Below are 25,308 nucleotides of genomic sequence, written 5' to 3'. Positions count from 1 at the left end.
ACAAGAATTAGACTACTATTTATATTAACCATTTTCATTTCAAGTTTTGCGTTCGGACAGTCGAACAAGAAAGGGGAATTGAAAACTGAACTTATTGGAACTTGGGAATTTGTCGAGCTAAGAGATGCTCAAGGCAATAAAGTGGACACAATTTTCCATAATGTGCCAGGACTTGACAAACAAGGTTGGGAAATTCCCAAAGGACCTTTGTTGACTTACAACTCTGACGGCACTTATTCAAAGCAGTTTACACCGCAGAACACAGACACGGGAAAGTGGCACTATGACAAGAAGAAAAAAGCAATTATTCAAATGCTTTATTACGAAAAGCCATATAAGATGGCTGCCCAGTATCTAATTGACAAAGGACACGCAAAAAAGGATGAAAATGGCGACTACTACGAAGTGATTACTGACGAAGTTGTAGAACTCACAGACGACAAGTTGATAATTCTAGAACGTGAAGGTCGACAAAGAACATTTAAGAAAAAGGAATAAAAACGCAGCACAACAACGCATACAGCTTATGGCGGGTGAATGGCTACAAGCAAGGTTTTCGCTCCGCAGCCAGCTTTGATCTCGGTAGACAAGAAAGTGCTTTAAAACTGCCACAAGCCATATGCAAACCGTTAGAAACACAAAACAGCCCGGCTCATCAGCATTATACTGGTGAGCCGGGCTGTTTCTTATAAATAGGTATTATACCGAAGCCACCGCCGCAGTCGGCGCAATCTTCTTTACCAGGCCTTGCAGCACCTTACCAGGGCCGCACTCTATGAATTCGGTGGCGCCGTCTTGGGCCATGCGTTGTACGCTCTGGGTCCAACGGACGGGGGCAGTGAGCTGGCGTACTAGGTTCTGGCGAATTTCGTCGGGGTTGGTGTGGGGGGCGGCGTCCACATTTTGATAGATGGGGCAGATGCCAGGCGAGAAGGTCGTTTTCTCGATGGCCTCGGCCAGTGCTGCTTCGGCCGACTGCATCAGCGGGGAGTGAAAGGCTCCGCCTACCGGCAGGGGTAGGGCACGCTTGGCACCGGCGGCTTTCAGTTGCTCGCACGCCAACTCAATACCGCGTTGCGAGCCGGAAATCACCAGTTGGCCGGGGCAGTTGAAGTTGGCGGCTACGACCACGTTGCCGGCATCCGTAATTTCCTGGCAGATGCGCACGGTAGTGTCATCGTCGAGGCCGAGGATGGCGGCCATGGTGCCGGGCTGCTCCTGGCAGGCGGCCTGCATGGCCTGGGCGCGCTGGGCTACCAGCCGCAGCGCATCGGCAAACGTTAGCACTTTGGCGGCAACCAGGGCCGAAAATTCGCCCAGCGAGTGCCCGGCTACCATGTCGGGCTGGAGGCCAGGTAGCACGGCCGCTTGCACCACGGAGTGCAGGAAAATAGCAGGCTGGGTAACGTCGGTGCGGCGCAAGTCCTCGTCGGAACCGGAGAACATGATGTCGGTGAGCGAGAAACCCAGAATGTCGTTGGCCTGGGTCATGAGAGCCTTGGCCTCGTCGTGCTGCTCGTACAAGTCGCGGCCCATGCCGCTGAATTGGCTGCCTTGGCCAGGGAAAATTACTGCCTTCATTCGGTAGAAAGGTGGGATTGGGTTGTTGATTTGATTAGCTGTATAGTCCGTCATTTCGAACGCCGTGAGAAATCTCGCGTGCAACGGTAATCTCAAACGTCAAATCATTACTCACGAGCGAGATTTCTCACGGCGTTCGAAATGACGGTTTATGTAGCTCGTATGGTCTTCTTGACGGCTTATTTCACGGGCTGCACCGTCACGACGCCGGTTTGCTTGTCCACGTTGAACGCAGCTTTGTTGGGCATGCGGCCAGCCCAATCGGTGCGGGGCACCAGCACCTGAAACTGCGCGTCGGACTCCACCACGCTAGCCGAATCGACTTGGTACACGGCGCGGTTGGGTAGCTCCTGCACGTAGTCGCGGACAGCAGTACGGGCGGCCGCTTCGGTACCAACGGATGTATTCGGCATGGTTGCAGTAGCGGGCGCCGCTGCCGAATCAGCAGCTATAGCATCGGTGGTAGGGGTATCCTGGGTGCGCTGGCAGCTGCCAAGCGTGCACCCAAAGCCTATCAGAAGGGCAGGAATCGTCTTCATCATACCGCAAAGAAAAACAAAAGGAGCAGACCAGCCGGCCTGCTCCTTTTGCTTCGTGCAGGGTAGGCCTGCTAGCGGTTGATTTGCACCCAGCCTTTGTAGGTGCGCTTGGTATTGTTGAAATCTAGAAACTCTACCTCGGCTTGGTAGAAATACATGCCATCGGCTAGGCGTGGCGTGCTGCTACCTTCGCCCACATTACCACCGCCACTCCAGTTGATGCGAGGGTCCTGGTTGCCTTCGTACACCTTCACGCCCCAGCGGTTGAACGCCCGGAACGTAATGCGCCGCACGGGGCTGGAAATCTTCGGCACGAAGGTATCGTTCACACCGTCGCCGTTGGGCGTGAAGATGTTGGGCAACAGGAAGAATAAGCAGTCCTCGGCGCAGGCCTGGTTGCTGAGGTTGCTGCGCTGCCCAATGTTATCCACGGCCTGCACCTGGTAGCACCCGGCGGAGGAGGGTAGGTTGCGGTGCACGTAGCTCATCGTCGTCACCGAGTCGATCAGCGCGAAAGGAGCATCGGCCGTGGCTTGGTAGAAGATACGGTAGTACACAATGCCATTGGGGTTGCAACCCGCTGGGTTGTTGCTATCCAGCGTCCAAGTGAGGCGGTTGGTGTAGGTGAAGTCCGCCGGCGGGAAAGCGACGTTCGAGGCTGAGCCTACCGAACTCAGGCTGTCACAGTTCAGGGAGCGGAGCGTGAGCACCGGCGTACAAGGTGCCGCCCGAATGCACAGTTCTTGGCTCAAGTTGACGAGGTCTTTGGGTAGATTCTCGCCGCTGTATGAGCCAATGGTCCGCACGTAGTAGCAGTACGTATCTCCCGATGTCACGCTCCGGTCGGTGTAAGTGCCGCCTGTGGCAGTGCCAGTCACGGTAGCCAGTTGCGTGAAGGTAGTGCTGTTCTGCTCGCGCCGGAAAATGACGGTTGGTTGCAGTGCGTTGTTCCAGGGCACATTATATGTCCAGTTCAACACGTTGCCGGCTGCACCCTGGTCGGGTCTACCAGTGAGCAGCACACTGCTGGCCGGCCCTACCGACTCGGGGGTAGTAGATGCCGCTGTAAAGAATTCCAGCCGGTAGTTGTAGCCCGTTCCAACGGTGTTCAGTCCGGTATCCACAAACACTGTGTCGTTCAGATTGGTGGTCGTATATACCTGCTGGGTAGGGTTGGCACTCTGCCCTGTGGCCCGGAATAACCGGTAACCGGCCGGCTCCGTGAAGCCCGCGCTGCTGGTCGGCTTCGACCACCGTACCGTTATCTGCCCATTGGCGTCAGTGCGGTCTACCGTTACGTTGCGCATCAGCGCCGAGCGGCCGGAGATGGTTACGCAGGCTTCGGCCGAGGCAATGCTCTCGCCGCCTTTGGGCAGCGGGAACACAGCGTAAATGCGGTAACAATAGGTTTTGCCTCGTTGTAAACCCTGGCCGTTATTGTCATCCACAAACGAGCTAAGGTTAGCCCCTACCGCACCTACCTGTACAAAGCCCAGACCCGCTGGTATACCTGTGGTACAGGAATCGGGGTTGAAATTCGACGGTCCTTCCTTGCGGAAAATCAGAATTTGGCTGGCCTGCTGGCAGATATATCGGTCCCAAGTAAGGGTAGCCCGCGCTCCGCTACCGCTGATGAGCTGTGCCTGCAAATTCTGCGGCGGCGGCCCCACTACCCGAATGCTCCACACCTTCTCGTCAATCAGGGGCGAATTGCCGCCAACAGGTCGGTCCTGTGCCTTAAACGTTACCAGGTAGGGGTCACGACGCACATCGTTGCATTCCGTATTCCACTGGAAGGTGCCCCTGGCTGTGGGTGGCCCAAGGGACGTTTGCCCGAAGGTAGCCGGTGGGAAAATTCCACCGTAAGCAAACAGGTCTACCGGATTGCGGTCGGGGTCGGTGGCCGTCACAGCGCCGTTCACTGTCGTACCCGCTACCACGCAGATGTCGCGTGGAATCGTTATTTCGGGGCGCAGGTTGGTACTGGGTTCTACGATAATTTGCATATCCCGAATTACCTGCCCAATCAAACGCGGCCTTGCCCCTGCTACACGACGCCATTCCTTTACTATGACCTGCGTATTATATTCTCCTACGCTACTAGAGCTAGGGGCATTCCATACCAGCAAGCCAGTGTTTCTATTTATTTGAAATATGGATTTAGCTCCAACAGTAGCATTCACGTAAGGCACCTGAACTCCGGGTGCGTCTCGCGTATTAGGATACTGAAAACCAGGTATATCAGTAGGCCTAACGATGTTATTGTAAAGTTTAATAATGTCATCTGCCAAAGATCCGGTACGCTGACTAGGCGCTAACTCATACGTAAGAGAGTCTCCATCTGCATCATAGGCCGCTGGATTGTGCAGATATACTTGGTTGGTAGCTGCTTTGTCAATGGCTGGCGCCGTTAGAACTGGGGCGCGGTTGATACCCAGAGCAGGGTCAATTGTAATGCGAGTGGCGATGTAGAACTCGTATCTATCCGTGGGAGGCGACATATTCAAGATATTGGCCTTACGCAGTTCACCCACAAAGCTCACATCATACTGACCGAGCGCATTATACGTGTGCTCGAAGTAGAAAACGTTGATGTCCGTATCAGCAGAAACTTGCGCAAACCCCGTACGAGGCACGTTTTGAATATTGGTGCCATCGCCAAAGAAAAAAGTCGCGCTTTCCTGCTTCACCGGTGAACTACGAGCAGTATACAGAATCATCTTGAAGAAGATGCGGCGCGGGTTGCGGGCAGCCGTGGTATCGGACTTCGCCTGAATGTCGCCGGCCCGGATGTGAGAGCCTTGCGCGCGCGGCACCAGACCCAGCAACAGCAGGAAAGCCAATGTAAGCCCCAGAAATAGCCTGCGGCCCCAGCAGAGTAGCGGAAGGTTCATATAGTGAACTTAGAGAGCGGGAATAAGAGTAGGAGAATATCAGGAAAAATCCGGTGGAAAACCAACAAATCTAGGACCGTTAGTGTTGCCAAATGGTTTTAGGGTTCTAACGGCGGTAGCACCGGATAGATTCATGAACGACGAAACCCCTATCTAGATTGTTTCCTAGTAGGTCGGGGTGTACCTTTGGCCGTTGCAATTGAATCACCTTCGCAAACCATTTCGCAGCTTCTAAATGAGTTGGATTAGTAAAACATTTTCCAGCAGCATCGGTCGCAAAATCATTGTGGCCATCACGGGCTTGTTCCTGTGCTCCTTCCTTGTTGTCCACTTGATTGGCAACCTGCAACTATTTAAGCATGATGACGGCGTTGCCTTCAACATCTATTCCCACTTCATGGGAACGAACCCCGTTATCCGCACCGTAGAGTGGGTGCTGCTACTGGGCTTCGGCTTCCATATTTATGAGGCTTGGGCACTGTTCAGCCGCAACAGAAGTGCTCGTAGTGTTGCATACGTGTCAAACCACTCCGAGCAGAACAGTAGATGGCAGTCGCGCAACATGAGTTTGTTGGGCACTATCATTCTCGTTTTCCTGTTAGTGCACTTGTACAACTTCTTCTACCGGGCCCGCTTCGGTGAGCTGGATCCAGACATCAACAACAATGATGACTTGTACACACTAGTAGTAAGCTCGTTTCACCAGTGGTGGTACGTGGCCCTGTACGTGCTGGCACAGGTAGCCTTGTGCTACCATCTGTTACACGGCTTTAAGAGCGCCTTCCAAACGCTGGGGCTCAACCACCGCAAGTATACACCTGCCATTGAGGTTATTGGCTACGCCTTTTCAATCATTGTTTGCTTAGGTTTCGCTATTATGCCGCTGTACTTTTTCTTCTTCACCAACGAACAGGGCGAACCGCTTTCGGCGGTAGCACCCTTGGTTGATTCCATTAACCTAGCGCTGAAGTAATGTTCCCGGACTCAAAAATTCCCGAAGGCCCTATAGGCGAAAAGTGGGACAAGCATAAGTTTGATGTTAAGCTGGTCAACCCTGCCAACAAGCGTAAATACGATATCATCATCGTAGGTACTGGCTTGGCGGGTGCATCGGCTGCGGCTTCCCTAGCCGAGCTAGGCTATAACGTAAAAGCCTTTTCCTTCCACGACTCGCCCCGGCGTGCGCACAGCATTGCCGCGCAGGGAGGTATCAACGCTGCCAAAAACTACCAGAACGACGGTGACTCTGTATTCCGTCTGTTCTACGACACCGTAAAGGGTGGCGACTACCGCTCCCGTGAAGCTAACGTATACCGCCTGGCGCAGGTATCGGTGAACATCATTGACCAGTGCGTGGCGCAAGGTGTGCCGTTCGCCCGCGAGTATGGCGGGCTGCTGGCTAACCGCTCGTTTGGTGGTGCACAGGTGTCGCGCACGTTCTACGCCCGTGGCCAGACTGGACAGCAGTTGCTATTGGGTGCCTACTCGGCCCTGAGCCGCCAGATTGCCTACGGTAAGGTGAAGATGTACACCCGCTCCGAAATGCTGGATTTGGTGGTAGTAGACGGCAAGGCCCGCGGCATCGTGACGCGCAATCTGATTACCGGCGACATCGAAACGCACGCTGCTCACGCTGTTATTTTGGCAACAGGTGGTTACGGGAACGTGTTCTACCTGAGCACCAACGCTAAGTATTGCAACGTAACGGCAGCATGGCGCGCTCACAAAAAAGGCGCTTTCTTTGCCAACCCCTGCTTCACGCAGATTCACCCTACCTGTATCCCTGTATCGGGCGACTACCAGTCGAAGCTGACACTAATGTCGGAGTCGTTGCGTAACGATGGGCGTGTGTGGGTGCCTAAAGAGAAGTCTGTTGCCGAGCGTTTGCGCAAGGGCGAGATTCGCGTGGCCGATATCAAAGAAGCCGACCGTGACTACTTCCTAGAGCGTAAGTATCCTGCTTTCGGTAACCTAGTGCCCCGTGACGTAGCCTCGCGCAACGCCAAACTGATGTGCGACGAAGGCCGTGGCGTAGGTTCTACGGGCTTGGCTGTGTACCTCGACTTTGCCGACAGCATCAAGCGCAACGGTGCCGACTGGGTAGCCGCTAAATACGGTAACCTGTTCGAGATGTATGAGAAGATTACGGGTGAGAATCCGTATGAGCTTCCCATGCGCATCTACCCTGCTGTGCACTACACTATGGGTGGCCTGTGGGTAGACTATAACCTGCAAACCACGGTACCCGGCTTGTACGCGGCCGGTGAATGTAACTTCTCCGACCATGGCGCCAACCGCCTCGGTGCTTCGGCACTGATGCAAGGCCTGGCTGATGGCTACTTCGTTATTCCTTACACCATTGGTGACTACCTAGCTAAAACGCCGCCAACCCCCGTTACCACGCAGGACCCCGCCTTTGCGGAAGCCGAAGCCGGTGTACGGGCGCGCATCGATCAGCTGATGAGCATCAACGGCACGCGCACGCCTACCGAATTCCACAAAGCTCTAGGCCATATTATGTGGGAGTACTGCGGTATGGCTCGCTCTGCCGAAGGTCTACGTCATGCAAAGGCCGAAATTCAGAAGCTGAAGCGCGAGTTCTGGTCTGACCTGAAAGTAGTTGGCGTAAATGCTGACCTCAACCAAACCCTGGAGAGTGCCGGCCGTGTAGCCGACTTCATTGAGCTGGGCGAGTTGATGGTGGACGACGCCCTGGACCGCAACGAAAGCTGCGGTGGTCACTTCCGCGAGGAGTACCAGACGCCGGAAGGCGAGGCGCTTCGCAACGACGACGACTACGCATACGTGGCGGCTTGGGAATACCAAGGCGAAAATCAGCCGGAGAAACTAAACAAAGAGGAGTTGCAGTTTGAGAACGTGAAGCTCACGCAACGCAGCTATAAGTAATTTTCGAGCTGTTAGCCACTAGCTGTTAGCTATTAGCGATATGCTGGTAGTTTCACAGTCCACAAAAGCTAACAGCCATCAGCTAACAGCTAATAGCCAAAAAATAAAATGGCCGGAAGTAACCCCAACGCCAAGCCGATGAACCTCACCCTAAAAGTGTGGCGGCAAAAAAATCGTAACTCGGAGGGTAAGATAGTGGACTATCAGGTGAAGGATATTTCGCCGGATATGTCGTTTCTGGAGATGCTGGACGTGCTCAATGAAGACCTTCTGCATAGAGGGGAAGAGCCGGTGGCTTTCGATCACGACTGCCGTGAGGGCATTTGCGGATCGTGCAACCTGTTCATCAATGGGCGGGCGCACGGACCAGAGAAGGGCACCACTACCTGCCAGCTTCACATGCGCAAGTTCAGCGACGGTGATACCATCACCATTGAGCCCTGGCGTGCTAACTCTTTCCCTGTAAACAAAGACCTGAGCGTAGATCGCTCGGCTTTTGACCGCATTATTCAGGCTGGCGGTTATATCAGCATCAACACGGGTGGTACCCCCGACGCCAACGAAATTCCCATTCCGAAAGAAATTTCGGACCGGGCGTTCGAGGCGGCTACCTGTATCGGTTGCGGCGCGTGCGTAGCAGCCTGCAAAAATGCTTCGGCCATGCTGTTCGTATCGGCTAAGGTGTCGCAGTTGGCATTGTTGCCCCAGGGCCACGTGGAGCGTAAGTCACGCGTGGAAAACATGGTAGCGCAGATGGACAAGGAAGGTTTTGGTGCCTGCACCAACATTGGCTCGTGCGCCGCAGAGTGCCCAGTGGGCATTTCGCTGGAGAACATTGCTATCCTGAACCGCGAATTTTTGGCCGCCAAGGCTACCTCGAATAACCTATCGTAGGCAGCGCGGTTGTACTATATGGAAAGGCGAAGTGGAGTTCCACTTCGCCTTTTTGTTTTCCCTAGTTTCTTTACGCGCATGATTACCATTATCGCAGGCACCAATCGGCCTAACTCCCGCGCCCGGCTGGTAGCCGACTTATATGGCCAGTTGCTGGCCGATTTGGGGGCAGACTACCAACTGTTGGATTTGGTAGAACTGCCAGCCGATTTTATCGAAACGGCCCTATACGCGAATACCGGCCAGCACGCTGGTTTCAACCAGTTGGCCGCAAAAGCGGCTGCGGCTGAGAAGCTGGTGTTTATCGTACCTGAATACAATGCGTCGCTGCCTGGGGCGCTGAAGGGTTTTATCGATGGTCTACCCTACCCCGGCGGCATTCGCGGCAAGAAGGCTGCGGTGGTGGGGCTGGGTACTGGTGCGCAAGGCGGGGCGCTGGCACTCTGCCACCTTACGGATATTTTGATGTATCTGGGCACAGTGGTGCTTCCTACCCGCGTGCGCCTACCCTTTATTGACCAATACCTTACGCAGGATGGTACGCTTAGCCATGAGCTATATATGCAGTTGCTACGCGAGCAAGCGGCTCAATTCCTAGCTCTCTGAGAAGCAATCTGGTCGCCGGTGTCACTTCGTACAACAAGGTAGATACACTCATTCTCCTTTGGTTTTGCCGTGATGTGTCTACCTTTACGAACGTTTTTGCTGCCGCACTTGCCTGTATGACTCGCTGGTTTGCTGTTTTTCTCACTGCCTTGGTGCTACTTCAGACTTTCAGTCAGGAGTTGCGGGTGGTGGATTATCAGCTACACAAAGAGCGGATTACGGAGTTATTCTGCGTGAACAAGGCCCGGCCGCAGTTGCATTGCAACGGCAAGTGCCATTTGGCCAAACAACTCCGCAAAGCTGCCGACGAGGAAAGCAAAGCGCCTAATGGGGCTAAGGTCAAGCTTAAGTTTGAGGCCCTACCCTTGCTACGTGTGTACGCTGCCCAACAGGCTTTCTATCCTGTCGTAGTGCAGCAGTTTGCACCGCTACGCGCTGTGCACTACACATTTTCGCCGGAACACGGCATTTTCCATCCTCCAAGCTTCTGGGCTTAGTTTTCGAATAAGACGTGTTGCCATACGGCAAGCGTCCTATAGCGCGTTTCTTACAAGAAGCGCGCTCGATTATCTATTTGCTTTTCAGAAGTTTACCGATGAAATTTTCCCTACCTACCTTTTGGGTAGCCGCTGTGGCTATCCTATTTTCTCTGGCTGGCTGCGACGATAAAGAAAAAGACGCTCAACCTGCCGTGGGCACGCTGGATATCGAAATGGAGCACGTAGTAGGCAGCCAGGCGTTGGCGCTTAGTACCACTACTTACACCAATCCAGTTAGCAACGAGCAATTCACTATCTCCCGATTCAACTACTACGTTTCCAACGTTAAGCTGCAAAAAGCCGACGGTACGGAATACGCACAGCCCGAAAGCTACTATTTGGTGCAGCAGTCAGATGCTGAATCGAAGCACTTACACCTCAAGGACATACCCACCGGCGACTATACCGGCATTTCGTTTGTGGTTGGCGTGGATAGTGCCCGCAACACGGCCGGGGCCCAAACCGGCGCTTTGGATGTGAACAATAACATGTTCTGGAGTTGGAACACGGGCTACATTTTCTTTAAGATGGAAGGCAACTTATTGGCTTCCAGCTCCTACCCTGCCAAAGCCTTTTTGATGCACGTAGGTGGTTTCACCAAACCGTACAACGCCGTGCGCACCGTGAAGCTGACGTTTCCGAGCAGTAACCTGCTGGTGCGCGCCGACCACAGTCCCGAGCTACACTTAAAAGCAGATGTTCTGAAAGTGCTGAATGGCCCGCAACCCATTCAATTGAGCACCTTTATGGGCGCGCACATGCCGGGCAGCAACGCCGTGCAGGTAGCCAACAACTACGCGGCAGGCATGTTCTCTGTGGAGCACATTCACGCTAACTAGCAGTGAGCGTATCCATTTCGCGGACTCTAACAGCCTCGCTAACCCTATTCATGGGGCTGGCGGGGCTGCTGGTGGCCGGTTGCCAACCCGACGCGGACATCCTAAAGCAACAGGCCGTAGCGGGCGATACGCTCCCCAGCAATTTTCCTATCCCCGCCTACGCGCTCGAAACCAACCCACCCGACCGGGCGACGTTTGAGTTGGGCCGCACGCTGTTTTACGACCCGCGCCTGTCGCGCACCGGAGACGTGTCGTGCGGCTCGTGCCATCAGCAGTTTGTCGCTTTTGCCCACGCCGACCACCGCGTGAGTCATGGCGTGGATGGCTTGCTGGGGCCGCGCAATGCGCCGGCGCTCCAAAACCTGCGGTGGCGCCGGGAGCTGTTGTGGGATGGCGGGGCCAAAAATCTCGAAACCATGCCACTGGCCCCACTCACCAACCCCGTGGAGATGGACGAGACGCTCGACAATGTGCTCAAAAAGCTCAATGCCGATGCCGACTATCAGCGCCGGTTTGCGAAAATCTATGGCAAGTCGCCCATCGATTCGTACCAGTTTCTGCGGGCGCTGGCGCAGTTCACGGCCGCGCTGACCTCGGCTAACTCGCGCTACGACCACCACGTGCGCGGCGAAGCTGGCGGGCAGCTGAGCGAGCCGGAGCTGCGCGGCCGTGCGCTGCTCGCGCAGAAATGCACGCCCTGCCACAGCACCGATTTATTTACCGATGAGACCTACCGCAACAACGGTCTGGACCGGGAGTTTTCGGCCGACTCGGGTAGGGCACACATTACCAACGTAACGCAGGATCGGGGTCTGTTTAAGGTGCCTTCCCTGCGCAACGTGACCAAGACCGCACCCTACATGCACGATGGCCGCTTTGCTACCCTGGCGGAGGTATTAGCCCACTACAACCACGGCGTGCAGGTCTCTCCTACCCTCGACCCGATGCTGCGCCGCCCCAATAGACAGTTGGGTATTCCGCTCACAGCCCAAGAACAAGCCGATTTGCTGGCGTTTCTGGAGACGTTGACTGACACGGAGTTTTTGCAGGACCGCCGCCTGGCCGAGCGACAGTAAGCGCCTGCGGCAGCCGCACGGCTAGCCGCTTCTCATCTCTTTTTTGCTTTTTCTTATGAAGAAAATAGTACTGCCTACCCTGGCTTTTCTATTGCTAGCCGCGCCTGCCTGGGCCTGCGATATTTGCGGTTGCTTTATGGGCATCACGCCCTACGACAACCAAAGCGGCTTCTCCATCATGCACCGCTACCGCGTGTTCAATGGCTACCAGCTACTCGGGCAGCAGCACCGACTTTTCCCGGCAGGTGTGCAGCCCTTTTTTCCATCGAACCCAAACTCCGACACAGGCTACAAGCACAGCCACCAAGGTGACCCAACCGATTACGAAGCCTACCGCGTAGTAGAGCTACGCGGCAAATATTTTCTAGCCAAGCGGCTGGAGCTGAACGCCTTTGTGCCCTACGTGATGAATACCACCCAGAGCAACGGCCAGCAGCTAAACGTAGCCGGCGTGGGCGACATAACGGTTTTTGCGGGCTACCATCTCATCCGCAACATTGAAACGCTGGGTATTCAGAGTCGTTTAATTGTGGGCGGCGGTGTGAAGCTTCCTACCGGCGACTACCGCCGCACCAACGCCGACGGCCAGCGCTACGCCATGCTGAACCAAGTAGGCACCGGCACTACGGATGGGTTTGTGTACGCCAACTACATCGGCAGTTTGCACAGCTTTGGGCTGAGTGTGAATGCCAGCTACCGACGCACTACGCGCAACAGCTTCCAAAACAGCATCGCGCCCAGCGCTACCAACTTTGCTACCCTGTTCTATCGCCTACCCTTGGGGCCTAACTGGCAGGTCTATCCTTCGGCGCAGTTCTACTACGAGCGCACCAAGGGCGAAATGTTGGACGGTCAGCTCACGCACGAGCACGAGATGAACGACGCCCTGCTCGGCCCTGGTCTTGATGTGTACTACAAGAACTTCTCTTTGAATACCAGCGTGCAGCTCCCCGTCTACACCGCCCCCACCGACCACCCCGCCAGCGCCGGCCGCATCGTACTGGCTGTTGGGTATAGTCTCAAGCAGACGAAGTATTTGGTGAAATGATGGAATGGTGAGTTTGTAAAGTGGTGAAGTGGTCAGTGAAAAAGCGTCTGTCATCCTGAACTTGCGAAGGATCTTATGCTAGTTGAACGAGTCGTTGGTACGAGCATCGTGCTGACGTGAGAAGATCCTTCAAGCTCAGGATGACAGGCGCTTTTTCACTGACCATCTCACCACTTTACAAACTCACCACTCCATCATTTCCCTATAATTCCCGCAGGTGCTTGCCGGTTTGCCTACTCCAAAGTCCGTGCTTGCTTTCGCCTACTATCTGGGCACTGTAGATGCCTTGGTGACCTGAGAACAGGTAGCTAACTACGCAGGCCAGGCCAATATACAGCCCACCTTCGGCCCCGAATAACTCCAGTCCCATGAGCGTGCAAGCCAATGGCGTGTTGGCCGCCCCCGCGAAAACCGCCACGAAACCCATGCCCGCCAGCAGCGGCAACGGCAACGGCAGCAGCAGCGCCAAAGCGTTGCCCAGGGTAGCGCCCACAAAAAACAACGGCGTCACCTCGCCCCCCTTGAAGCTGGCACCAAGTGTGAGCGCCGTGAGCAAAATCTTGAGCGCAAACGCATACGCCGGTAGCTGCACGCTGAACGACTCCACTATTACGGGCACGCCTAGCCCAATGTAGCGCGTGGTACCCAGTGCCCACACCAGCAATGCCACCACGGCTCCGCCTACTACCGGGCGCAGGGGTGGGTAGGCAATCAGCTTTCTGTAGAAGCCACTCACCAGATGAGTAGCCGAGGCAAACGCCCTACCTGCCAGCCCAAAGGCCATACCTGCCACAGCCGCACTCAGCAAGCCTAGCACACTGGCCGTAGGCGCTACCATGTGGGGATAGTGCGTGTGGCCTAGGCCATGTATATCAGGAAGATACAAACCCCACCAGCGCGTCACGTAATCGGCGCTGATGGCGGCCAGGAAGCTGGGCAGGATGGCATCGTAACGCAGGCGACCAATCAGAAACACTTCCAGCCCGAAAACCGCCCCGGCCAGCGGCGTGCCGAAGATAGACGCAAAGCCCGCACTGACGCCCGCAATGAGCAGCAGCTTCCGCTCGCGCCGATGCAGATGTAGGGGGCGCATAAGCTGGTCGGCGAGGGTGCCACCCATTTGCACGGCCGTGCCCTCGCGGCCCGCTGAGCCGCCAAACAGGTGCGTGAGTACCGTGCCCAGGAGTACCAGCGGCACCATGCGCAGGGGCAACGTATCCTGGGGCTGGTGGATTTCGTCCAGAATCAGATTGTTGCCTTTTTCAGCCCTACCCGCCAGGTAATGATACATCAGGCCGATGAGTAGGCCGCCCGCTGGCAGCCACCAGATAATCCAGGGGTGTAGCTCGCGCCAGTCGGTAGCCCAGGCCAGCGCCGCCAGAAACCCCGCTGAGGCAGTGCCGGCCAGCAGTCCGATAAGCGTACTCAATAGCAGCCAGCGTAGCAGAAAAAATACCTGCGAACGGTATTCACTCAGAAAAACCAACGGAAAGTAGCGCATAGTGCGCTCAAAATACGCAATTGCCAGGGGTAGGCGTTATGCTAATGGCACCCTATTGCTCGGCGATAAGGAGCGAGAACCATTTGTCCAACGCGCAACGTTGCGACCTTAGCTTGTATCTTGCTTACTGCATGACCTTTTCTACCCTGCCGATGGCTCTTCTGCTCCGTTTTGTGCGTGCGCGCTTCTGGCTCGCTATGCTGGTATTAGCGGTGGCGTGCAGTCCGAAGGGCACGATGGATGAGGAAGAGGACCCCATAGTAGCGCCTACCCTGTACACGCTTACGCTGCCAGCTACTTTTCCGCAGAGCCCTACCATCCCAACCGATAACCCACTCACCAACGAAGGCGTAGCGCTGGGTCGGATGTTGTTCTACGAAACGCGCCTTTCGCGCAACAATACTCTATCGTGCGGCTCGTGCCACCAGCAGAGCAAGGCCTTCACCGACGGCCGGGCGCGGGCGCTGGGCGTAGACGGGCGTCAACACCCGCGCGGCGCCATGTCGCTAACCAACCTGTTGTGGGAGACTACCCTCAACTGGGACGGCGCCGCCACGACCCTCGAAACGCAGGCCCGCATCCCCATTGAGAACGAGGTAGAGCTGCACCAGTCGCTGGCCGCGGGCGTAGCCAAGCTTCAGCAAACCGACCTCTACCCTCCCCTGTTCCTGAAGGCGTTTGGCTCAAAAACCATTACGGAGGAAAACACATTGAAGGCGCTGGCGCAATTTGAGCGTACACTGATTTCGGCCAATTCGCGCTACGACCGCTACTACGCGGGCAACCGGTCGGTGCTGACGCCGGATGAGGTGCAGGGCCTGATGCTGTTCAACAACCACCCCGAGCCCAGCCATGGTATTGCGGGGGCCAACTGCTTTCACTGCCACGGCGGTACGCTGTTCACGGCCCGAGACTTTTTCAACAACGGCCTCGACCTCAGCTTTGCAGACAACGGCCGCGGCCAAGCCACCGGACAATCCTTTGACAACGGCAAGTTTCGGGCACCCACCCTGCGCAACATTGCCCTCACGGCCCCCTACATGCACGATGGCCGTTTTGCTACCCTAGAGGAAGTGGTGGACCATTACAGCGACCATGTGCAGCGCCAGAGTCCCAACCTCGACCCCAATATGCTGGACGCTACCAACGTGCCATTTGGCAGTCAGCTCAGCCTTTCGGCTACCCAAAAACGGCAACTCGTAGCCTTCTTAAAAACCCTGACTGACACGACGTTTGTGCAGGACAAGCGCTTCGCTAATCCGTTTACTCCCTGATTGGCAAGCAATAACCGGTTGCTTGCGGGCAAATTGTGTACTTTGCACACATGAAACGCTGGTTTGCCTACGTGCTGCTCCTGCCGGGGCTCTTCCTGTTGATGGGCTGCTTCACCACAGCGCGGGAGCCACACTCACCGGCCACCCGGCCCACTCGCGCCCCACGCACGCTCACCCCCGACCGGGAAATTGCCGAACCTGCGCAACCTGAAAAGGAAACCCCGCCTAAGTCGTAGCGTGGTGTGGCCGCAAGTAGTGTTGCTACAACGGCGGAATATTCACTGGCTTCTGTGTGCCAATACGTTGCGTTAGCACACTCCGCTACTTTCTGCTCCTACCCTTTCTATGTCCCGATTACTATTCCTGTCCTTACTGGCCGGCTTATCGCATAGCCCCGCCTTTGCTCAGTCGCAGCCTGCTACCCCTACTACTTTAGATTCGCTGAAGCTGGTTTATATGGGTTCTTCCGTACCAGCAGGTGTAGGAGCTACCAATCAACACGGCTACACGGCGCTTTATTCTGATTTGCTGGCGCAACGAGCCGCAGCTGAGGTAGGGCTACCTTGGAAAACGGCCAATATCAGCATCTCCGGCAATAACACTATTGCCGTGATGAAGCGCTTCGATGCTGATTTGCTGCCGCAGCACGCTAAGTATGTAGTATTTGCGCTGGCGCTTGGCAACGAGGGTATAAAGGAAAAGGGCCAGCCAATTTTTGAGCAGTTCAAGACCAATCTGGTCACGCTTATCAACCGGGCGCGGGCGCTTGGCATGGTACCCATCATCACCAACGGCTACACGCGCAATGACTACGGCCCCGATCAGTACGATTTCACGCGCCGCATGAACTTGCTGATTCAGGGGTGGAATGTGCCCAGTATTAATCTGCTCGGTGCTGTCGACGATGGGCAGGGCCGCTGGACCACGGGCTACTGGTTCGACGGGCTACACCCCAACGACCGGGGCCATGTGGAAATGGCGCATACTATCGTCCCCTCGCTCTTTGATGCTCTGCATGCGGGCAAGCCGCAGCCCACGCGCCGCACCAGTATGGGCATCAAGCTTACCAACACCGCCAGTCGGCCGGCGCCTACCATCCGTTTGGTGCCCGAGGATGTGGTGCACCCTTTCACCACCATTATCCGCTTCAAAACCGGCACCGCAGGCCAACTACTGGCCATCCGCGACAGTGCCGGCCTTGCAGTAGGCACGCTACAGGTAGCACCGGGCGGCGTGGTTTCCTACAACTCTGCTAAAGGACAGCGCATCACCGGCAAAGTACCCGTGGCAGACAATCATTGGCACCAGTTAGCCCTTACGCACTACTACGCGCGCGGGGCTACCCAACTCTATGTTGATAGCACCCAGGAAGGTAGCGTGGCGGAGCGCCTGCGCCCTACCCAACTCGACTTGGGCGGCGCTACTGCCCCGCGCCGGGTGCAGCTACGCGACTGGTTTTTCTACCGCTCTGGCATGAACCAGGATGAAATTTTGGCAGTCGCTGCCGATTCGCTGCTCAAGTCCAGCCTAGAACTCTACGCCCCCCTCAACGGCCGTCAAGCCACTACCGACTCGCTACAAAACCTGGCTCAGAGCCTAAATACGTTGCATGTGGTTTCTGCCGCGCAGAAGATGCAGAAAACGAAGCGACCCGCCTCCCCTACCCGCTCGGTAACACCGCAGCCTGCTACTCCCCCTACCTCTACCGAGCGTCGTAAGTAAAGCGGAAGCTATAATTAGCTTATGCTGATTAGCCTTAGAAAGACATCGGCCCGCTGAAGTTACTTCAGCGGGCCGATGTCTTTCTAAGGCTTTCTTGTTTTTAATCCACGTTGTCGTGCAGGAAGCGGTTATCGCCTAACAGCTCGTTATCATCCGAGAGGTTGAAACGGCTGATGTTCTGCTCGCTGGAAGGCGTCACGTTTTCCAGCTTCACTTGGCGGCGAAGGTAGGCTGGTGTTTCCAGCTGGTCTTTGATGGCTTCGTTGGTGAGGCCATTGCTCAGGCCCTGCAAGCGGCGGCGGCGCTCCTCGGCGCGGGCATCATGAACAGGTCGGGCCGAAGGCTGGTAGGGCGTAGCGTGCACAGGCTGCTGCTGATACTGCTGCGGCTGGGGTTGCAGCACCGGCTCCGGGTTAGGCGTCGGCGACGGATTAACGGGTGGCTCGTAGGTATACGGCGACGTTTCCAGGTCAAAGGTAACCTTAGGAGGCTCAGGAGTAACCGGGGCCGCTGGAATTGGAGCGGGCGCTGGGGCCGGCGCGCCAAACGAAGGCACAATCGAATTATCGGAACGCGGCTCAGCAGGAGCAGCTGGTGCGGCCGTTTCCGGTGTGCTAGGCGTCTCCTTGCTCACCATGCTGTCGGTGATAGTGTGCGCCTCGCGGGCAAAGCCGGTAGCAATTACTGTCACCCGAATGCTCTGGCCCAGGGTAGAATCAATACCGTGGCCGAAAATCACCTCAGCGTTCTGGCCCGCTTTGTCTTGGATGCACTCCGTAATTTCGGTCAGCTCGTCCATTTCCAGCTCTGCCTGGTCACCCGACATGATGCTGAGCAGAATGCGCTGGGCGCCGTGAATGTCGGTGTTGTTGAGCAGCGGCGAAGCCAGGGCCTCTTCCGCAGCGCGGCGGGCGCGGTTTTCGCCATCCGTGATGGAACTACCCATTACGGCGGCGCCCGAATCCTTCATCACCGTTTTCACGTCTTCAAAGTCCACGTTCACGTCGGCCGTCACCGTAATGATTTCGGCTATGGACTTGGCAGCCGTGCTCAGCACGTTATCAGCCTTAGCAAAGGCCGAGCGGATGGGTAGGTTGCCGTAAATCTCGCGAAGTTTGTCGTTGAGAATCACCAGCACCGTGTCGCAGTTCTCGCTCAGCTCCTTAATGCCCTGCTCAGCTTGCTGACGCTTCTTTTTGCCTTCAAACATGAAGGGAGCTGTCACGATGCCTACCGTAAGAATGTCCAACTCTTTGGCCACGCGGGCAATAACCGGAGCAGCACCGGTACCGGTACCACCACCCATACCGGCCGTAATGAACACCATTTTGGTGCCGTGGCTCAGCAGCTCCCGGATTTGCTCTTTGCTCTCGATGGCGGCCTGCTTTCCCCGCTCGGGGTTCGCGCCCGCACCCAGGCCCTCGGTCAGGTCCAGACCGATTTGCAGGCGGTTAGGCACCGTCGAGGAGGCTAGGGCCTGCTTGTCGGTGTTGCAGATTACAAACTCAACGTCCTTAATGCCCTGATTGAACATGTGGTTCACGGCGTTGGAGCCGCCTCCACCCACGCCAATCACCTTAATGATGGACGTGTTTTGCGCTGGTATATCGAAGGTGAAATTCATGGGGTTTAATTAATAATTAAGAATTAAGAATTAATAATTGGGAAGTATACGTGCTGCGTGCCTGACGGCCTAGTTGCAAAAGCACAATCCTTAATTATTAATTCTCAATTATTAATTAAATGGTTAGTACTGCTTATCGTCAAAATCGTCGATGAGCAGACCTTTGGTGCGACTAATAATGTCCTGGAAGAACTTACTAGCGCCCGAAGGCTTCTTGGGCTTTTCCGGCTCCGGTGCAGGAGCAGGTTGTTGCGCTACGGGCGTTGGCGGCGTGTAGCGTGGCTCAGGAGCTTGCGGCTGGTAGTAGGTCTGCGGCTGCTCCTCTTCGTAGATGCTCTGGTTGACACGCTCGTCGAGGGGACGGTAGCCGGCCAGCACTAGCCCTACCGTAGTAGCATACATCGGTGACTTCACCGCCTCGATCTTGCTCTTACCCAGGTGCTCATTGGGGTAGCCAATGCGCGTATCCATGCCGGTCACGTACTCCGTGAGTTGCACCAGGTTTTGCAACTGCGAGCCACCACCCGTCAGTACAATGCCAGCGGCCAGTTTATCGGCGTGGCCGGTACGCTGAATTTCGGCATACACCAGCTCCACGATTTCCTCCATCCGAGCCTCAATAATGTAGGCCAGGTTTTTAAGGGAAATCTCCTTGGGAGCCCGGTCGCGCAGGCCCGGAATGCTCACGATTTCGTACTCGGAAGCTTCCTCAGCAATGGCTTTACCGAACTTCACCTTCAGTTGCTCCGCCTGATTTTGCATCACGGCGCAGCCCTGCTTGATGTCGCTGGTCAGGATATTGCCGCCGAAGGGTAGCACTGCCGCGTGGCGGATGATGCCGTCCTTGAAAATAGCCAAGTCCGTGGTACCGCCGCCAATGTCGATTAGGGCCACGCCGGCCTCTTTCTCCTCATCCGACAGCACCGACATCGACGAAGACAGCGGCTCCAGGATCAGGCTATCAATCTCCAGCCCAGCCTTGGTTACGCACTTGTTGATGTTGTTGATGGCCGTGCTTTGGGCCGTGATAATGTGAAAATTACCCTCCAAACGCACACCCGACATCCCCACCGGATCCATAATACCTTCCTCGTAATCCACCTTGTAGTCCTGGGGCATTACGTGGATGATTTCGGAGCCGGGCGGGGTTACCAGCCGGTACATATCGTTGGTCAGCCGGTTCACGTCTTCCACCGTGATTTCGCTGTCGGTAGAGGCGCGCGTGATGCTGCCGTTGTGTTGCAAGCTCTTGATGTGCTGGCCTGCAATACCCACGTTCACTACGCCGATATTGATACCGGATTGCTCCTCCGCCTGCCGGATGGCGCGCTTAATGGCGTCCACCGTCTTGTCGATGTTCGACACGATACCCCGCACAACACCTTCCGACACAGCTTTCCCCATGCCCAAAATTTCGAGCTTACCGAATTCATTCTTGCGCCCTACCAGCGCACAGATTTTGGTGGTTCCAATGTCGAGACCGACGACAATTTTATCGTTTTGCATGAGGCGGAGGCGTGTAGGTAGGGTGTTGCAGCTAGGTAAGCTAAGGAATATGACGCAAAAAACGCGTATTTCAGGCGTTTTTAAAAGAGTATGGCTATTCGCAGATGATTTGATCTTTGAACTCCACGTTAACGCGGTGGTAGGTATTCCAGCCCAGGGCGGGCGGAATTTGGCGGTAAAATACCATTAGTTTCGCAAATTTTTCCGATATATTCTTCGGAAAACCAAATTCTATGCGCTGGTCACCTACCTGTTGGGTAAGGGCAACCTTACCATTTGGGTCAATAAAAACTTCCGCTACTTGAGCCCGCCAAAAAGGATGCTCATCTATGTAGCGCAGTAGCTCCAAATAGTGACGGCCAACCGAATCCTGAAAGAAACCAGCCTGCAACGGTGCCCCGCCCTGCCGGGCCACGGGCACCACGCGGGCCGTGAAGAGCGGTGAGAGCGGCAGTTGCCGGCCATCAGAATCGAGGTAGGAGTCCTGGCGGGTATCCGAGTGCGTGAGGCGGGCAATGGGGCGGCTCTGGCGCACATCAGCATGCAGGTTGCCCGACAGGTCGCGGTAAACCTGCGCATCCTTCACGAAGCTGTGCGCCTTTAGGCGCCCTTCCAGCGCCCGCAGGTTCAGGGCCTCGGGGGCGCTACCCTCCAGCCGGTCCCGGCCGTTTCTGGTCAGCAGTTGCGTCACTTCCCGTTCGCTAATGAAGTAGTTATTGAACTCATTACTAATTTTAACAATGACTTGTCCCACAGGACGATGCGCCTGCCGGATGCCAGCAAACACCAGTAGCCCAACCAGCAGCACGAGGCAGCCAGTGGCAAACAGTAGATTATTGGCTTTACGCTTCAGCTCCATTCCACTTGTTATCTAAAATAGTCCGCAAGCGCGGCACCAGTTGGTCGATGTCGCCGGCGCCAACTGTTGCCAGCACGTCGAATGAATCATCGGTTTGGGCGGCAGCCAGCACCTGCTCTTTCGTCTGCAACGACTTTACGGGGGCCGTTATCAGATCCAGGAGCAGCGCCGATGTGATACCGGGCAGGGGTAGCTCCCGCGCCGGATAGATATCGAGTAGCACCACCTCGTCGGCCAGACTTAAGCTGTCGGCGAAGCCCGCAAGAAAGTCGCGGGTACGGGTGAACAAATGGGGTTGAAACACCACCCGCAGCCGTTTGCCGGGGTAGAGCGCTCGTAAGGAACGCAGAAAGGCGTCGATTTCGCGTGGGTGGTGGGCATAATCGTCCACATACACTTTTGGCCCAGTGCCCGAAGTGGCCGTTACGATGAACTCGAACCGCCGCTTTACGCCCCGGTACGCCGCCACACCCGTTTTCAACGAGTCAGAATTGACGCCTTGCAACTGCGCTACGCAAGCAGCGGCCAACATGTTTTCCACATTGTGGTATCCGGGCACTGATAATTGCAAACCCATTACGCTACCCGCTACGCTATGTAGGTCGAAATGAAACTGATGCCCCTCCGCCGTAATGGCCGAGGAATATAATTCTGGCCCTTCGCTTTTTGTGAGCCCATAGCGGATGACGCGCACCTCCGGCCCCACCGCATCAGCCACGCTGGCATCGGCGGTATGGTTGAGCAGCAGCGTGCCACCGGGCTTTATCTGCCCCGCAAACTGCCGAAACGACTCCACCAGCGCATCCTTGTCGCCGTAAATGTCGAGGTGGTCGGCATCGGTACTAGTGATGATAGCAACGTCGGGGTGTAAGGTCAGGAAGGACCGATCGTACTCGTCGGCCTCTACTACTATTTTAGCTGTTGGCTCTTCCCCAGAAATTTCTACACCATTATTTTTAATTCCTTCAGGCAACAGCAGGTTGGAACCGAGGTTGACGCTGATGCCGCCCAGAAACGCTCCTACCGGTAGGCCAGCGTGGTGCAGCAAGTGCGCCAGCATACTGCTGGTAGTGGTTTTGCCGTGGGTGCCAGCTACGGCTAGAGTAGGGCGACCTTCGGTAAGCACGCCCAGCACCTGGCTGCGCTTGCGGATATCATAGCCATTCTCCCGCAGCCATGCCCATTCCTGGTGGTCTTTCGGGATGGCCGGTGTGAGAACCACTAGCGTTTGCTCGCGGTTGTCGCGCACTACCGCCGGAATGTTCTCCACCGCATCGGCATAGTGAATGGCAATGCCTTCGGCGGTGAGTGCCTCGGTGAGGGGAGTAGCGGTTTTGTCGTAGCCGCTCACCTGATGACCGTTGGCCTGAAACCACCGCGCCAGCGCCGACATTCCAATGCCGCCAATGCCCAGAAAATAGACGTAAGGTTGCAAGTAGTTGAATCGTTAAGAATTAAAATTCGGCTGCATCAGCTTCTCTAGCTCGTCTACAATCGTGTTGGTGGCAGCAGGGCGCGCCAGCGCCAAGGCATTAGTAGCGAGTTGCTGACGGCGCTCAGGTTGGTGCAGCAGAGCCAGCGCTTCATCGTAGAGACGGGCGGCAGCTTGCGTGTCCGTTACCAGTAGGGCGGCGTTGCGCTGCACCAGGGCCATGGCGTTTTTGGTTTGATGGTCTTCGGCCACGTTGGGCGAGGGCACCAGAATGCTCGGTTTGCCTGTGAGGCATAGTTCCGATACCGATAGCGCCCCAGCCCGGCTCACTACTACATCGGCGGCAGCGTAAGCCAAATCCATACGCTGGATGAACTCCAGCGCGTGCAGCCCTTTCGCCTCGTAGGGCGCAGCGGCCGGGGCAGCCTGGGGATAGTAGGTTTTGCCGGTTTGCCACAACAGTTGCACACCTCCTTGCTGAAGACGCGGTAGCGCGGCGACCGTGGCCTCGTTGAGGGTGCGAGCACCCAAGCTCCCCCCGACTACCAGTAAAACTGGTCGACTAGCATCCAGCCCAAAGAAAGCCAACGCTTCGGCGCGGTTGCCACTGGCAATTTCGGCGCGTACGGGGTTGCCCGTGAGCACCAGCTTATCGGCCGGGAAGAATTTCTCCATACCCTCGTAGGCCACGCAAATGCGGTCGACGCGGCGGGCCAGCAGCTTATTCACGAGGCCCGCGTAGGAATTCTGCTCCTGAATGAGGGACGGAATTCCGCGCGAGGTGGCGGCCAGCAGCACCGGTGCCGAGGCGTAGCCCCCTACCCCCACCACCGCATCGGGTTGAAACTCTTCGAGTAGCCGACCTGCCTTGCGCACCGACCGGAACACGCGCACCGGAAACATGAGATTCTGAGGCGTTAGGCGGCGTTGTAAGCCCGTCACGTCGAGGCCCACAATGCGGTAGCCGGCCTCGGGCACGCGCGTCATCTCCATGCGGCCGTTAGCGCCCACAAAGAGAATTTCCGCGCTGGGGTGGCGGCGGCGCAGTTCGTTGGCAATGGCCACGGCCGGGAAGATGTGCCCACCTGTACCGCCGCCGCTGATGATTACTTTCATATTGTGCTTAAGCTATTAGCTTCATCGAATGTCATTCCGAGCTGGTCGAGGAATCTCGCGTGCTGATGGCAGGTAATAATTACTATCAAGCGAGATTCCTCGACCAGCTCGGAATGACGTTCTGTTTCGTTGACTTTCTGGAGATGGGCGGCTGCAAGCCGCCCCTACCCCATTGCTACCCGCGGAATCCGGGCGGTATCGGCAGGCTCGCCCACCATGGGGCGTACCTCCCGCTCGCCCCTACTCACGGCCAGGATAATACCGATGCTGATACCAGTGAAAATGAGCGAGGTACCGCCCATACTCAACAACGGCAGGGGTAAGCCCGTAATCGGACCCAGGCCTACGGCCACGCCCATATTTACCATCGCCTGCAAGACCAGACTAAAGCTGAGGCCCGCCGAAAGCAACCCCCCAAAGGCGCCGGCGCTGTTCATCACGGTTTTCAGCCCTCGATAGAGAAAAGCGAGGTAGAGAAACAGCACGAAGGCACCTCCTACCATGCCATATTCCTCAATAATTACAGCGTAAATGAAGTCGGAATACGGGTGCGGTAGGATGTTGCGCTCAGTGCTCTTGCCGGGGCCTTTGCCCGTGACGCCACCCGTCGCAATAGCTATGTAGCTGTGCTCCAGCTGAAACGGCACCGGCTTTGATTTATCCGTGAAACTTGATACGCGACTCATTACCGTTTTATAGCGCTGCCCCGAGGCCAGTCCTACCCCACCTACTACCAAGCCAATGGCTACCATCACGGCCATCTGCTTCAGTGGCACCCGACCAATAAACATCAGCAGCAAACAAGTGATAAATAGCAGCAGCGCCGTAGAAGCGTTACTCATAATGATGATGCCGCAAATCAACCCTACCCACAGCATAACAGGTAGCAGCGTGGTTTTGAAGTCCTGCACGTGCTGCTGACGGCGGCTGAGCATACTGGCCAAGTGAGCAATGAGGGCCAGTTTGGCTAAGTCGGAGGGCTGAAAGGTTTGGTTGATAACCGGGATGGTCAGCCAGCGCGAGGCGTCGTTGAGGGTAGTGCCACCGAAAAAGAACGTGAAGAGCAGCAACGGCACCGAAATCAATAGTGCATACAGCGACAACCGCGAGTAATAGCGGTAGTCGATGCGGTGGGCCAGCCACATGAAGAACAAGCCCACCAGAATCAGCCCGGTGTGCTTGAACAGGAAGTACTCGGTGTTGCCGCCCATCTTCTTGTAGGCCAGCGTACCCGTAGCCGAGTACACCACCGCAATACTGATCAGCGAAAACAAAATCACGATACCCCACAGGACCGGGTCGCCCTTGAGGTTGCGTTGCAGCCAGTTTTTAATGGGTTCCATGGAGTGAA

At 56.1% G+C, this 25,308-nt stretch carries 22 protein-coding genes; 12 read left to right on the top strand and 10 right to left on the bottom strand.

The features are described from left to right. The first annotated feature begins 78 nt into the window (after positions 1 to 78). A complete protein-coding gene (locus J4D97_RS13730) occupies positions 79 to 498 on the top strand; it encodes a hypothetical protein (RefSeq protein ID WP_208308048.1) in 420 nt (139 codons plus the stop codon). Between the two features lie 201 nt (positions 499 to 699). Here the strand turns inward: J4D97_RS13730 and fabD are convergent, their stop codons facing one another. The 3 genes from fabD to J4D97_RS13715 all read right to left on the bottom strand — a co-directional run bounded on the left by fabD (position 700) and on the right by J4D97_RS13715 (position 5,014). Next, positions 700 to 1,581 carry an ACP S-malonyltransferase gene (gene fabD, locus J4D97_RS13725; RefSeq protein ID WP_208308047.1) on the bottom strand — a complete coding sequence of 294 codons (882 nt, stop codon included), beginning with the start codon at positions 1,579 to 1,581 and terminating at the stop codon, positions 700 to 702. A 179-nt stretch (positions 1,582 to 1,760) separates the two neighbouring features. Further along, the gene (locus J4D97_RS13720; protein WP_208308046.1) at positions 1,761 to 2,123 is read right to left on the bottom strand and encodes a hypothetical protein; all 363 of its coding nucleotides are present in this window, start codon (positions 2,121 to 2,123) and stop codon (positions 1,761 to 1,763) included. 68 nt (positions 2,124 to 2,191) lie between these two features. Beyond that, positions 2,192 to 5,014: a gliding motility-associated C-terminal domain-containing protein gene (locus J4D97_RS13715; protein WP_208308045.1), complete on the bottom strand. Its 2,823-nt coding sequence runs from the start codon at positions 5,012 to 5,014 to the stop codon at positions 2,192 to 2,194. 235 nt (positions 5,015 to 5,249) lie between these two features. Between J4D97_RS13715 and J4D97_RS13710 the strand changes: the two genes are divergently transcribed. The 8 genes from J4D97_RS13710 (at position 5,250) to J4D97_RS13675 (ending at position 12,923) form a co-directional block, all read left to right on the top strand. Further along, the gene (locus J4D97_RS13710) at positions 5,250 to 5,987 is read left to right on the top strand and encodes a succinate dehydrogenase cytochrome b subunit (protein ID WP_185282847.1); all 738 of its coding nucleotides are present in this window, start codon (positions 5,250 to 5,252) and stop codon (positions 5,985 to 5,987) included. Then, positions 5,987 to 7,921 carry a fumarate reductase/succinate dehydrogenase flavoprotein subunit gene (locus J4D97_RS13705; RefSeq protein ID WP_185282846.1) on the top strand — a complete coding sequence of 645 codons (1,935 nt, stop codon included), beginning with the start codon at positions 5,987 to 5,989 and terminating at the stop codon, positions 7,919 to 7,921. The genes J4D97_RS13710 and J4D97_RS13705 overlap by 1 nt, the downstream gene beginning before the upstream one ends. 138 nt (positions 7,922 to 8,059) lie before the next feature. Next, positions 8,060 to 8,815: a succinate dehydrogenase/fumarate reductase iron-sulfur subunit gene (locus tag J4D97_RS13700; RefSeq protein ID WP_185284202.1), complete on the top strand. Its 756-nt coding sequence runs from the start codon at positions 8,060 to 8,062 to the stop codon at positions 8,813 to 8,815. Between the two features lie 78 nt (positions 8,816 to 8,893). Beyond that, positions 8,894 to 9,421, top strand: coding sequence for an NADPH-dependent FMN reductase (locus J4D97_RS13695; RefSeq protein WP_185282845.1), 528 nt, complete (start codon positions 8,894 to 8,896; stop codon positions 9,419 to 9,421). 116 nt (positions 9,422 to 9,537) lie between these two features. Next, on the top strand, positions 9,538 to 9,918 hold the full coding sequence (locus J4D97_RS13690) for a hypothetical protein (protein WP_208308044.1): 381 nt from the start codon (positions 9,538 to 9,540) through the stop codon (positions 9,916 to 9,918). A gap of 98 nt (positions 9,919 to 10,016) precedes the next feature. Beyond that, complete coding sequence (locus tag J4D97_RS13685; protein WP_208308043.1) at positions 10,017 to 10,799, top strand: MbnP family protein; 783 nt, start codon at positions 10,017 to 10,019, stop codon at positions 10,797 to 10,799. A 2-nt stretch (positions 10,800 to 10,801) separates the two neighbouring features. Next, positions 10,802 to 11,875, top strand: a complete 1,074-nt coding sequence (locus J4D97_RS13680) for a cytochrome-c peroxidase (RefSeq protein ID WP_208308042.1) — start codon at positions 10,802 to 10,804, stop codon at positions 11,873 to 11,875. 55 nt (positions 11,876 to 11,930) lie between these two features. Continuing rightward, the gene (locus J4D97_RS13675) at positions 11,931 to 12,923 is read left to right on the top strand and encodes a hypothetical protein (RefSeq protein ID WP_208308041.1); all 993 of its coding nucleotides are present in this window, start codon (positions 11,931 to 11,933) and stop codon (positions 12,921 to 12,923) included. A 202-nt stretch (positions 12,924 to 13,125) separates the two neighbouring features. Here the strand turns inward: J4D97_RS13675 and J4D97_RS13670 are convergent, their stop codons facing one another. Beyond that, positions 13,126 to 14,424 carry a voltage-gated chloride channel family protein gene (locus J4D97_RS13670; RefSeq protein ID WP_208308040.1) on the bottom strand — a complete coding sequence of 433 codons (1,299 nt, stop codon included), beginning with the start codon at positions 14,422 to 14,424 and terminating at the stop codon, positions 13,126 to 13,128. A 152-nt stretch (positions 14,425 to 14,576) separates the two neighbouring features. Here J4D97_RS13670 and J4D97_RS13665 point away from each other — a divergent pair, with 152 nt between their 5' ends. The 3 genes from J4D97_RS13665 (at position 14,577) to J4D97_RS13655 (ending at position 17,420) form a co-directional block, all read left to right on the top strand. Beyond that, a complete protein-coding gene (locus J4D97_RS13665; RefSeq protein ID WP_208308039.1) occupies positions 14,577 to 15,698 on the top strand; it encodes a cytochrome-c peroxidase in 1,122 nt (373 codons plus the stop codon). 50 nt (positions 15,699 to 15,748) lie between these two features. Continuing rightward, positions 15,749 to 15,934 carry a hypothetical protein gene (locus J4D97_RS13660; protein WP_208308038.1) on the top strand — a complete coding sequence of 62 codons (186 nt, stop codon included), beginning with the start codon at positions 15,749 to 15,751 and terminating at the stop codon, positions 15,932 to 15,934. Between the two features lie 109 nt (positions 15,935 to 16,043). Then, positions 16,044 to 17,420 carry a GDSL-type esterase/lipase family protein gene (locus J4D97_RS13655; RefSeq protein WP_208308037.1) on the top strand — a complete coding sequence of 459 codons (1,377 nt, stop codon included), beginning with the start codon at positions 16,044 to 16,046 and terminating at the stop codon, positions 17,418 to 17,420. A gap of 100 nt (positions 17,421 to 17,520) precedes the next feature. Here J4D97_RS13655 and ftsZ read toward each other — a convergent pair whose 3' ends face one another. The 6 genes from ftsZ to J4D97_RS13625 form a co-directional block, all read right to left on the bottom strand. Next, on the bottom strand, positions 17,521 to 19,044 hold the full coding sequence (gene ftsZ / locus J4D97_RS13650; protein WP_208308036.1) for a cell division protein FtsZ: 1,524 nt from the start codon (positions 19,042 to 19,044) through the stop codon (positions 17,521 to 17,523). 123 nt (positions 19,045 to 19,167) lie between these two features. After that, complete coding sequence (gene ftsA / locus J4D97_RS13645) at positions 19,168 to 20,550, bottom strand: cell division protein FtsA (RefSeq protein ID WP_208308035.1); 1,383 nt, start codon at positions 20,548 to 20,550, stop codon at positions 19,168 to 19,170. A gap of 94 nt (positions 20,551 to 20,644) precedes the next feature. After that, positions 20,645 to 21,409: a cell division protein FtsQ/DivIB gene (locus J4D97_RS13640; RefSeq protein WP_243900310.1), complete on the bottom strand. Its 765-nt coding sequence runs from the start codon at positions 21,407 to 21,409 to the stop codon at positions 20,645 to 20,647. Then, positions 21,393 to 22,844 carry a UDP-N-acetylmuramate--L-alanine ligase gene (gene murC, locus J4D97_RS13635; RefSeq protein WP_208308034.1) on the bottom strand — a complete coding sequence of 484 codons (1,452 nt, stop codon included), beginning with the start codon at positions 22,842 to 22,844 and terminating at the stop codon, positions 21,393 to 21,395. Before murC ends, J4D97_RS13640 begins: the two co-directional genes overlap by 17 nt. 12 nt (positions 22,845 to 22,856) lie before the next feature. Beyond that, positions 22,857 to 23,957, bottom strand: coding sequence for an undecaprenyldiphospho-muramoylpentapeptide beta-N-acetylglucosaminyltransferase (murG, locus tag J4D97_RS13630; protein ID WP_208308033.1), 1,101 nt, complete (start codon positions 23,955 to 23,957; stop codon positions 22,857 to 22,859). A gap of 164 nt (positions 23,958 to 24,121) precedes the next feature. After that, a complete protein-coding gene (locus tag J4D97_RS13625) occupies positions 24,122 to 25,300 on the bottom strand; it encodes an FtsW/RodA/SpoVE family cell cycle protein (RefSeq protein WP_185282832.1) in 1,179 nt (392 codons plus the stop codon). Positions 25,301 to 25,308: the final 8 nt, after the last annotated feature.

It is taken from the genome of Hymenobacter defluvii, from assembly GCF_017589435.1.
GTDB lineage: Bacteria > Bacteroidota > Bacteroidia > Cytophagales > Hymenobacteraceae > Hymenobacter > Hymenobacter profundi.
Note: the sequence above shows the minus strand (reverse complement) of the source record. Positions and strands in the feature narration are given on the sequence as shown.